General features: G+C 74.6%; 6 protein-coding genes. All 6 read right to left on the reverse strand.

Features of this window, described 5'->3' with window-relative positions:
* Window positions 1-55: 55 nt before the first annotated feature.
* Window positions 56-3,049, reverse strand: a complete 2,994-nt coding sequence (fxsT, locus tag ACF1CT_RS02185) for an FxSxx-COOH system tetratricopeptide repeat protein (RefSeq protein ID WP_391781826.1) — start codon at window positions 3,047-3,049, stop codon at window positions 56-58.
* Between the two features lie 100 nt (window positions 3,050-3,149).
* Window positions 3,150-4,538: an aKG-HExxH-type peptide beta-hydroxylase gene (locus tag ACF1CT_RS02190; protein ID WP_391781827.1), complete on the reverse strand. Its 1,389-nt coding sequence runs from the start codon at window positions 4,536-4,538 to the stop codon at window positions 3,150-3,152.
* Entirely contained in the window at window positions 4,535-5,674 is a 1,140-nt protein-coding gene (locus tag ACF1CT_RS02195) for an FxsB family cyclophane-forming radical SAM/SPASM peptide maturase (RefSeq protein ID WP_391782165.1), read from the reverse strand. The genes ACF1CT_RS02190 and ACF1CT_RS02195 overlap by 4 nt, the downstream gene beginning before the upstream one ends.
* Before the next feature lie 289 nt (window positions 5,675-5,963).
* The gene (gene fxsA / locus ACF1CT_RS02200) at window positions 5,964-6,197 is read right to left on the reverse strand and encodes an FxSxx-COOH cyclophane-containing RiPP peptide (protein WP_391781828.1); all 234 of its coding nucleotides are present in this window, start codon (window positions 6,195-6,197) and stop codon (window positions 5,964-5,966) included.
* A 340-nt stretch (window positions 6,198-6,537) separates the two neighbouring features.
* Window positions 6,538-10,101, reverse strand: a complete 3,564-nt coding sequence (locus tag ACF1CT_RS02205; protein ID WP_391781829.1) for an SAV_2336 N-terminal domain-related protein — start codon at window positions 10,099-10,101, stop codon at window positions 6,538-6,540.
* 7 nt (window positions 10,102-10,108) lie between these two features.
* Window positions 10,109-11,140 (reverse strand): AAA family ATPase, encoded by a 1,032-nt coding sequence (locus tag ACF1CT_RS02210; RefSeq protein WP_391781830.1) that lies wholly within the window; start codon window positions 11,138-11,140, stop codon window positions 10,109-10,111.
* Window positions 11,141-11,153: the final 13 nt, after the last annotated feature.

Raw genomic sequence — 11,153 nt, forward strand, 5'->3', positions numbered from 1 at the left:
GTCCCGCGACTCGATCGCGGGGCCGGGCCCCCGGTGTGCGGGATCCGGCGGGCTCTCAGACGATCGGCGGCTCGAAGTCCCAGTACGGGCGGTTCCTGGAACGGGCCGAGACGGTGTGGACGTGCTGGGCGCCGAGTGTCGCCGCCAGGTCCCCCAGCGCTTCGTCCTCGACCTTCTGGGCCCGCTGCCGCTCGCGCAGGCCGCGCAGGTCCGCGGCGTGGGCGATGCGGGCGGAGAGGGTCAGCGGATGGGTCCGCCCCAGGACCTCGACGGCCCGGGTGGTGACCGAGTCCGTGAGGGCCGCCGCGGATTCCGGGTCCCCGACCAGATTGCGCAGCGCCGAGGCGTTGATCGCGCAGCCCAGGGTCCAGGGGTGGTTCTCGCCCACGGCCGAGGTCATGTCGGCGAGCGCTTCCTCCAGGAGGGCGTGGGCCTGGTCCCGCTCCCCCACGTTGCGCAGGATCAGGGCGTGGTTGGCCCGGGTGCCCGCCACGAAGGGGTGTGCCTGGCCGAGCATCGCCCCGTAGCCCGCGAGGACCTGTTCGCTTATGTCCCTGGCCCGGTCGATGTCGCCGTGCTCGCGGGCGAAGAAGCTCTGGCTGACCGCGAACATCATGGTCAACGGGTCGCTCTCGCCCAGCACGCGTTCCGCCCGTTCGAGGACCCGGGTGAAGAGGGCGGCGGCCCTGCCGCGATCGCCCGATCGGTACTGGCACAGCGCGAGGTTGTGCTCGGCGCGCAGGGTCTGCGGGTTGTCGGGCCCCATGACCAGCCGGTGCACCCGGACGCTCTGGTTCTGCAGCGAGAGGGCGTCGGTGTACCTGCCGAGCAGCCGCAGGTCGGTGGCGTAGTTGATCTCGGAGAACAGGGTCCAGGTGTGGCGCGAGCGCAGTAGCTGCCGCCGGTTGTCCAGAGTGCTCCGGTTGAGCTCCAGGGACTCCTCGTACCTGCCGAGCAGCCGGACCGACACGGCGAGGTTGTTCTGTGCGTTGAGGGTGCGCGAGTCCAGCTCGCCCAGCAGTTCGCGGTACGCGGCGTAGATCCAGCTGGAGATCTGGAACGCCTCGTCGTACCGGCCCAGGCCCCGCAGATCGGCGGCGAGACCACCGGCGGCGCGCAGGTGCTCCAGGTCCTGGGCGCCGCGCTCGACGCGCAGGTGCTCGACGGCGGCCCGTTCGATGATCTCCGTCCCGGCGTAGTCGCCCACGGCCCGCAGCACGTTGGCGTAGTTGTAGCTGAGGTCCCAGACCCTGGGGTGGTCCTCGCCGAGGAGCTCGCGCCAGGCGGCCATGGCGCGTTGGCCGAGTTTGATGCCGGCCCGGTACTCCCCGGAGAGGTACATGTAGCGCAGGCAGTTGAGGACCAGGCTCTGCACCGCGGGCTCGGTGCTCTTGAGCACGTCGGCCCACTTCAGGTGCGGGGTGATCTCGGCGTACGCGGGCCACAGGCGGGTGTCGGTGGGGCGGCCGGGGTCGGCGGCGGCCAGGGCGCGGCGGACCACGTCGATGAATTCCCGGCGGTCGCGTTCCGGCATGTCCTTGCCGATGATCTGGTGGACCATGCGGTGCATGTAGAGCGATTCGCCGGACGACGACTCCTCGCCGAGCGTCTCGTGGGACTCCAGCCGGACCACGGAGTACTGGCGGAGCTGGCCGATGGCCCTGTTCCACAGCAGCGGGTCGTTCATCAGGCCGGAGAGCTGCTCGGGCAGTTCGCCGGGGGGCATCTCCCGCAGCAGCCGTACGGGGATGGAGCCGGGTGCGAAGAAGCTGCACAGGCGCAGCAGGTCGACGGACTCGGGGACGGTTTCCTTGAGCTTGTTGAGGAGTATCGACCAGGCGGTCTGGAAGGCGAGCGGGAAGTCGGCGGAGACCTTGACGACGTCCTGGTCGATGCCGCCCTCCAGGAGTTCGATGTACTCCTGGACGGACATGTCGGAGTCGCCCAGCCAGCCGGCGGTCTGGTCGAGGAGGAGCGGCAGGTCTTCGAGGGCCTCGGCGAGCTGGTCGGCCTCGGCCGGGGTCAGTCGCGGGGCGCGTCGGCGGACGAACGCCACCGACTCGTCGCGGGCGTAGACCGGGACCTCGACGAGGTTGCTGTTGTGCTCGCTCCACTCCGGGTTGCGGGAGGTGATCAGGACGTGTCCGGGGCCGGTCGGCACCAGGTCCCAGATCTGTTCGGGTTCGTCCGCGCCGTCGAGGACGAGGAGCCAGTGGGAGTGCGGTTCGCCCCGGCGCAGCGCGTCGCGGACCGCGCGGAGCCGTTCGCCGTACTCGGCACCGGTCGACAGGCCGAGTTCCGGGGCGAGTTCGGCGAGTTTCTGGCGGTAGAGGGCGCGGCGGTCGGCGGGCACCCACCACACCACGTCGTACTCGGGGCCGAAGCGGTAGACGTACTCGGCGGCGAGTTGGGTCTTGCCGACGCCGGGCATGCCGTGCAGGGCCACGACCCCGGCGCCGGATCCGGCGTCCTGGAGGGCGCGGTAGGTCTGGTTGAGCAGTTCCTCGCGGCCGGTGAAGCGGGTGTTGCGCCGCGGCACCCCGCCCCACACCTCGGGGGTGTCGGCCGGGTAGCGGGGCCCGGCCCGGTCCTCGGCGGGCTCCGGCAGCGGGTCGGCGGGCAGTCCCAGGCGCGTCAGGAGTCGCCGTTCGGCCTCGTCGGCGCCGACGTGGGTCAGATCGGCCGCGGCGAGCACCGAGGTGGCTCCGGGCAGTGCGGACGTGGTCACGGACACGGCGGCGAACCGCTCCGGGTCGGGGGCGACGACCTCGCGCAGCGCCCTGTTCCACTCCTCGTGGCTGCGCGGGCCGAGCTGGAAGTACCAGTCGCTGAGGATGACCAGGACCTGGCCCCGGGCGAGCATCAGGTCCCGGAGCGCCTCCTCCAGCGGAATCTCCACCGGCGGGTCCCAGCGCTGCTGGACGACCGACACCCCGCGCCGTTCCAGCCGGTCGCCGATCCATGCCGCCCAGGCCCGGTTGAAACCGGCGAAACTGATGGTGACGGTCTGCGCCCCGATGGCTCCAACTTGCTTACGCGTAACGGGCATTCAGCCGTCTCCCTGCCTCGGTCCGAGCTTTGTCAACATACACCTGGGCGCCGTCGTACCGGCGGACGTTTCGTGGACGGGCGCCGGTCCGGCACCGCGTTCACGAGCCGTTCCTCTGCTGCCATATCACCCGGGCCGTGGCCACATACGCCTCCGCGCGGGCGAGATGGCCCGCGGGGGGCGGACAATCGTCCAGACGGTGGTAGAGCGCGATCATCTCGTTGACCAGGACGCGGCCCTCGCGGGTCAGGGCCGCCGAACCGGCGAGCACGGGCAGGACCGCGCCGACCTGTTCGCGGCAGCGGGCGTGTTCGGCCCAGGCGAGGTCGCGATGGGTGACGCGCCGCGCGTCGAGCGCGAACCGTTGCCAGAAGTCGGCGAGCGCGAGGTGCGAGTAGGCGCCCTGGAGGAGCCCGTCGAAGGGCCGGGGGTCGGAGCGCCAGGGCGCGAAGTGGCGTGGTGCCGGGTCCTCGTGGTGCAGCGGTACGAGGGCGGTGAGGGCGGCGAGTTTGGTGTGCTGGAGTTCGTGGACGAGGGTGGAGGCGAAGTAGGCCGCGGTGGCCGGTCTGCTGCTGAGGACGGCGCCGAACGCCTCGCGCCTGGTCCCGCTGCAGTGGGCCGCGCCCTCGCCGGTGGGGGCGGAGCCGGGGGGCGGGCCGAGCGGGACGAGGCAGCGCAGCAGGACGGCCGTCTCGGCGAGACGGTGCGGGCCGCCGATGCGGAGCAGGGGTGTCACCCCGGCCCAGGAGGCGGCCCAGGACTTGCGGTCGTGGTCGTCGATGTGGGTGGCGGCGCTCAGCCCGTGGCGGCGCAGGCCGTTGCCGTCGGTGCGGTACGGGTCCACGTCGTCCAGCGGCACGGGGCCGATGCCGTGCCGTGTGGCGGGCAGGGCGAGCACCGGCAGCCAGCGCGGGTCGGCCGAGCCGGTGGTTCCGTCCGGTTGCGCGTACGCGGTGAGGCGGGTCCCGCCCGCTGTCTCGCGTGCCGTCAGTTCCGTTCCGTCGAAGGCGATCCGGACCGGGGAGGTCGAGGACGCCGTCCGCAGGGCGCCGAGGGTGGGGAGCGCCAGGAGGCCCTCGCGGGCGGTGAGCCGGGTGGTGAACGGGAGGCCCGCGCGGATTGCGGAAGCGGCGGCGAGGGCGCCCAGGTGCCTCAGCTCGGTGGTGAGTTCGGGATCGGTGGCGGTACCGGAGAGACCGCGCAGGCAGCGCTGTGCCCAGGGGCCGGTGAAGGGGTGGAACAGGACGGTGCGCACGGCGGCCCGGTCGGCGCGTTCGGCGGTCTCCAGCAGCGCCCAGTCCTGTCGCAGCCGGTCGAGTGCCGGGGGCGGGCAGAGGGAGGCGGGGGCGGCCTCGGCCGCGTCGAGCAGGGCGCGCAGCAGGAGGAGTCGGCGGGTGTCCTGGTCGCGGACGAGGACGTGGAGGGTGTCTGCGTCGCCCTCGGTGCGGCCGAGCAGGCGCAGCATGTGGTCCAAGGGTGGGGGGATCATCGGCGGGCTCCCGCGGTCGCGTCGGACAGCCGGGCCGCGACGTGGCGGATCAGCCGTCCGAGATCGGCGCAGTAGACGGACGGGTTGGTGAAGCCGTGGTCGGCGCGGTAGCGGTGTGCGTAGTGGCCGCCACCGCAGACGGTCAGCAGCGGGCAGGCGCGGCAGACGGCGGCGAGTGCGTCGGCGCCCGCCTGGCGTGCGGCGACGCCGGGGTGGCGCAGGGCGTCGTCGAGGGTGTGGCGGAACACGTCGAGTCCGGTGGCGGCGGCGGTGTCGTAGGCGGACTTGAGGGAGTCCACCTGCTCGATCGTCCCGTCGGTCTCGATCACGATCGCGTTGACGGGGTCGAGGCCGAGGGATTCGGTGGCGGCGGGCAGGCCCAGCAGCAGGGCGAGGCACTCCTCGAAGAGCCGGATCCGGGTCTCGCGCCGTCCGGCCCGCCACCACCGGTCGAAGACGGTGGTGAGCCAGTCCCCGTACGGGGTCGGGCGGTCCGTTCCGGGTCCGGTGCGGGGCGGCTGCCGGACGGGCAGACCCGGTGGGGGGTTCGTCCAGTTGCCGTGCGGCAGCAGCAGGTCCAGGGCGGGCGGGCGCAGGGCGAGCAGCGACTCGTACATCTCGACCGGGTCGGTGCGGGGGTCGACGACGGTGAGGATGCCCGCGTACGCGTCGGGGTGCCGCTCGGCGAGGAGCCGGGCGCCGCGAGCGGCGGCGGGCCAGGAGGGGCGCCCGGCGCGGTCGGTGCGCAGGGTGTTGTGGGTGGACAGGCCGCCGTCGAGGCTGACGCCGACGCGTATGCCGTGCCGGGCGAGGGCGGTGGCGTGCGCGTCGGTGAGCAGTGTGCCGTTGGTCTGCACGGTGGTGCGGACGGCGCAGGAGTCGGGGACCAGCTCGCGCACCCGGTCGGTGAGGGCGGCGAGACGGTCGGTGCCGGCGAGCAGGGGTTCGCCGCCGTGCAGGACGAGGGCGATGCCGCGCAGTGCGTGGGCGCTCGCGTGTTCGGCGATCCGGTGGGCGGTGCGGTCCAGGACGGCGGGCGGGGCGGCGGCCGGGCGGTCGCGCCAGGTCCGGTCGGGGCCCTCGTAGAGGTAGCAGTAGCGGCAGGCCAGGTTGCAGCGGCCGTGCACCTTGACGATGAACTGCGCGAAGGGGACCGGGGGCCGACGGCGGACGGTGTCGCCGTCGGTGTGCCCGGGTGCGCGCGGCGTCGCCCGTCCAGCCACTGAGGCACCCCCGTGCTGCGTGTACGCCGGGACGGCCCCCGTCGCCGGCCCGAGGCGAGTATCCCTGGCCCGCCCTACGGGCAAACCCGCCGCGGGCCACGATGTCCGGTTGGGACGGGCCGGGGACCGGAATCGTGCGGCCCCGGCACCGGAGCCCGGACATGCGGCGGATCGGGAGCCCACCGCCGCGGCGCGCGCCGGATCAGAAGGCGTTGGTGAACCCCCACAGCATTTCCCGCGGCTGCTCGGCCCGCTCGCGCAGTTCCGCGACCACGTCGCGGAGCACCGGATGGTCCAGGGTCCGCAACGCCTCCAGATCGAGCTCCAGCAGCTCCGGCAGTGCGTCCGGCCCACCGGACGGCCTCTCGGACGGCCTGTCGGGCAATCCACCGGACAGCCCGTCGGACGGCCCGTCGTTCCCCGTCGACTCGTTCATCACGCCTCCCCGTAACGCGTGGTTCCGTATCGCGTGGTTCCGTATCGCGCGGTTCCGCGGCACACGGCCCCGTACGCGCGCTCGCCGTCGAGCGTGCCGTCGGGGCCCGGTTCCCGGCACCGTGCCTCTGCCCGTGCGGCGGTGGCCACCGGCCTCCGTCACACCCCGTGCCGTGCTGCCCGCGGCGGCACGGGGCCGCGCCCGCACCGGCCGCTCCTGTACGGATGCCCCGCACGGCGCGGCCTACGCCTGGTGCGCCGTCCTGTCCGCCGGTGTCGTCGTGCGCCGGTCGTACCGGACACGCCGGCGGGCGCGCCCGTCGGCGCCCCGCCCGAGGCGGTCAGCGCTCCAGCTCCGCCAGCCGCGCGACGGTCGCCTCCCCCGCTGCGCCGCCGCCGTCCGGCAGTTTGCGCCATTCGTGGCGTGCCGCGCGGTACGCGTCGCGAGCGGCCCGGGGACGGCCCGCCCTCTCGTAGGTCGTCCCCCGCCAGTGGTGGGCCTCGGCGCGCAACTCGACGGCCTGCCGGAGCAGTTGCGGATGTTCCAGTTCCTCCTCCGCCGTTCCGGCCGCCTCGGCCGCGTCCCGGAACGCCTCCGCCGCCTCGTCGAGCCGGGCCGGCCGCCGCAACACCCGGGCGGCGTCGAGATGGGCAAGGCCCAGATCCAGCCAGCAGCGCGCCTCGGCCAGCGGTTCTGTCGCCTCCTGGGCCGCGAGTCCGAAGAGGTGTTCGGCCTCCCGCAGGTCGACTCGGTCCTCGGTGGCGCGGTGCCGCAGCATCAGTGCCCGGCCCAGCATCAGCAGCCGCTCGGACTGCCGCGCGCTGCCCGCCGCGGTCTCGGTGCGGCAGTCGCGCAGCACCCGCACCGCAGCCCCGATATGACCCCGCCCGTCCGGCAGCCCGGCGCGCCGCAGCAGGGTGCCGCCCCACTCGGCGAGCAGGTCGGCGTGGGCCTGCGAGTCGCGCGGCACGCCGCGGGCGGCGCGGGCGAACCGGTCGGCCGCCTCGACGAGTTCGTCCGGATCGCCGGTGTGCTCGTAGCGGGCCACCCCGACCCGGGCCGCCCGGGTCAGGAGCGAGGCGCGCAGCCGTTGGTCCCGTACGGTCGCCAGGGCCCGGTCGACCAGTACGGCCGCCTCGTCCGGCTCCGCGCCGGAGGCGAGCAGGGCGTCCACCAGGTCCAGCAGGACGCGCGTCCCGGTGCCCACGGTGTGCCGGCCGCCCTCCTGCTGGAAGGCCGTGCGCAGGGAGCGGGCGGCCCGGGCGGCGTACGCCCGGGACTGTTCGGTGTCGACGGTGGCCCCGGAGAGCCTGAGCAGGGTGCGGCCGTGCGCCAGCGGCAGGGCGGCGGGACGGTTCTCCTGGTCGTGCCACGCGTCGGCGAACGCCTCCAGCATGCCGCACGCGGCCTGGAGCAGCGCGCTGTCGCCGTCGAGCCGCCACTGCGCCTCCAGCGCCCGGACCCGTTCCAGGGTGAGCCGGAGGGCCTCGGCGGGTTCCAGTCCGGGGGCCGAGCACGCCGCCGTGTACTCGCGGTCGGCGCGACGCAGCAGTTCCAGTGCCCCGCGCCGGTCGCCGCGCCCCCGGCGGTCGTCGGCCGCGGCGTGCAACACCTTCGCCAGAGCCGCCCGTTCGCGCATCGCGCCGGGGTGCGCGGCGGCCCGCTCGGCGGCGTACTCGGCCTCACGGAGCAGTTCGGCGTCGCCCTGGACCTCCCACAGCCGCAGGACGCAGCGCGAGTACTCGGCCCACACCCCCGGCTCGGAGCCCTGTCCGTCCTGCCGCTCGGTGGCACCGCGCAGCAGTTGCACGGCGTCGATCAGGTACTGGACCATGCCGTCCGACTCGAAGTGCCGCAGCAGGACGCGGGCGCTCTCCACCGCCGCGTTCGGTGTCGGCGGGTCGGCGGGCGGCAGGTTCCGGTCGGGGTCGACGACGAACCGGTCGGGCAGGGGCATGAAGCGCTCCAGCACCCGGACGGCGACCTCGGCGAAGGGATGCGGGACGCGCGAGGCACCGCCCGTGTCGTTCCCCCCGTCCTCGTCCCCCTCCTCGAACTCGTCGTCACCCGCGCCATTCCCGGGGGTCCGGGCCCGGTCGGTGAGCGGCGCGGGCCCGTACCTGCCCTCGCCCAACTGGGCGAAGGCAAGGGCGGGGAAGTTCGGTCCGCCCTTGCCGTAGCGCTGCTCGATGTACTGCGAGCAGTGCTTGAGGACGAGCAGTGCCTCGTCCCGGCCGAGCGGGCCGAGCAGGGCCTCCCGAACGCCGGGCGCGAACTCGTACCACTGGCCGCCGGCCTCCGCGGCGTCCTCGGTCCCGGCCCGCGTCAGCAGTCCGCTGAGCAGCACCTCGGCAAGTTCCGAGGGACCGGAGTCCGGCAGCATCGTGCGCTGCACCAATTGCATCACCGGCAGGTACAGCGGGGCGGCCGCGAGGTACACCGCGAGCTGCCCGGCGGCGGGCGAGGCCGTCGAGCGGAAGCGGCTGACGAGCTGGAGCGAGGACAGCCCGTCGCCGGGGCGCTGGACGGCAGCCGGGGGCTGGTCGGCCCGCACCCAGCCGACGGCGCCGGACACCTGCCCCGCGCCGGTGCCGGAGAGCAGCTTCGCCCAGGCCGCCAACGCCCCTTCCACCGGCGGGAGCACGGGAACGGGGAGCGCGCCCGGGTGCACGGCGGGTCCCGCTCCGGCGTGCTCCACGACCTTCAGCACGCCGGCCCCGCCGGGACCGTCACCGCGCGACAGCGAGCCGTAGGTGACCGGCAGCCGGGTCCGGCTCCACATCCGCTGCGGCAGCGGCTGCAGCACGGCCGTGGGGGCCTGACCGGCCAGGTGGTGGAGCAGCCGGTGGGCTCGGCCGCTGCGCCAGAGCGGACCGGCGCAGTCGCTGACCAGGACGGTGACGCGGCGGCCCGTCGGGTCGCTCAGCCGGTCCGCGGAATGCAGCGGCGCGGCCGCCGGATCGGGGCTGCGGCTCACCACGGCCGCACCGTCGGGCCCCTGGTGCAGATAGCGCACCCGGACGTCCCGGAAGGCCCCCAACTGCCCGAATATCTGCTGGAGTTCGCCGAAGAGGCGGTCCCACACCAGCATCGAGGACGAGGCGTCCATGACGCACTGCACCACCGACTCGCGCCGGGACGCGCCGCGGAAGACCGGCAGGATCAGCCCGCCCGCCCCGGCGCTGCGCTCGGCGGTCGCCGCCTCGTCGAGGGTGTGGCGCATCGGCGGCGCGGCGGGGCGGTAGCGCTGCAACGGGCGCAGGGCGCGCTGGAGTTCGAGTGGTGCGGGAAGGGCGGGGGCGGCGGGCACGCCGAAGGTCAGTGTCGCCCCCCGGGTGCCGCCCGCGCCGCGCCCGGACGTGCGGGGCCCGGCTGACGGCGTGGCCCGGGGGACGGGGTGCAGCGCGACGCGCCCGTCCGCTCCCCCGGCGTCCTGGCGGCGCTCCGCGGGGTCGCCGCCGTCATCGCCGTCCGGCTGGGCGGCCGGGACGCCGTCCCGGCCGGACACGGGGGACGCGGACGCCCCGTCCGGCCGGGGCGTCGCGGCAGGTGCGTCGGACAGCGGCGGAACGGTCCCCTCGTCATCGCCCGGGGCGTCGGGGTGGCGGGTCCAGCGGGCCAGCCAGAGGGCGTCGCAGAGCTGCTCGGCGTCGGGGTCGAGTCCCGCCTCGCGCAACCGGGCGACGAACTCGGGCAGCAGCCCGCCGTCGTACGGCCGGGGCTCCGGGGCCGCCTTCCCCGCCCGGGACGGGCCGTTCACCGTGTCCGAGGCCCCCGCCCCGTCCGCCCGCGGGTCATGCGGCACCACCGGCGCGTCGTCGTCGCGGCCCCGCGCCGGATCCTCGGGGTCGCCGTCGGGGCCGCGTCTCCCCTGCGGTCCGTGCCGCGCCGCGCCATCGGACATCAGCGCATCACCTCGGCCGGTCGAGTCGCTGGATGAGCAGGTCGGCGAGACGGTCCCGACCGGCCGGCGCGGCGGCGTCGGTGAGATAGATCGCGTTCAACAGCTGGTCCGTGGCCAGGAGTTCGCTCCGGGACCGTTCCAGGAAATGGGCGATGAGATCGTCCCCGGAGCGAGCCGCCTCGTCGCCGAGGTGGGCGCGCACGAAGGTGGCGAGACGCTGGTGGTCGGGGCGCCCCAGCTCCAGGTGGACGCAGCGGCGCATCAGCGGGGCCGGGAAGTCCCGTTCGCCGTTGCTGGTGAGCACCACGAACGGGAAGGCCCGGCACTGCACCCTGCCGCCCCGCACCGTCACCTTGTTGCCGTCGTGGTCCAGTACCTGCGCCTCGCCGTCGGGCAGCCGGTCGGCGATCCGTTCCAGCTCGGGGATGCCGAACTCGCCCTCCTCCAACACGTTGAGCAGGTCGTTCGGCAGATCGATGTCGCTCTTGTCGAGTTCGTCGATGAGGACGACCCGTGGCCGGTCCGAGGGCATGAGCGCGGTACCGAGCGGGCCGAGCCGGATGTAGCTGCCGACGTTCTCCGCCGATTCGGCTCCGGTCGTCCCGGCCGACGCGGCGTGCGCGGCGAGCTGTACGTCCTGGAGCCGGGCGATCGCGTCGTAGCGGTAGAGCCCGTCCTGGAGCGTCGAACGGCTGACGATCGGCCAGCGCAGCACCCGGCCCAGACCGAGTTCGTGGGCCACGGAATGGGCGAGCGTGCTCTTTCCCGCGCCGGGGCTCCCGGTGACCAGCAGCGGCCGCCGCAGATACAGCGCCGCGTTGATCATCTCCAGCTCCTCGGCCCCCGGCCGGTGGAGTTCGGCGATGTGCCGGTAGCCGCCGAGACGGCGGTCGGCCGATCCGTCGCCGTCCGGCCCGTCGCCGTCCGGGGCGCCGCGGCCCGCGAAGTCCCGCCAGGGGGGCGGGGGCGGCAGCCGGTCGATGCCTTCGTGCGGTTCGCCGGCCCCTCGATAGATGAGCCACTCGCTGGGTTCACTCATAGCGTGTTCCTCG

Source organism: Streptomyces sp. NPDC014734 (genome assembly GCF_043083325.1).
Lineage (GTDB): Bacteria > Actinomycetota > Actinomycetes > Streptomycetales > Streptomycetaceae > Streptomyces.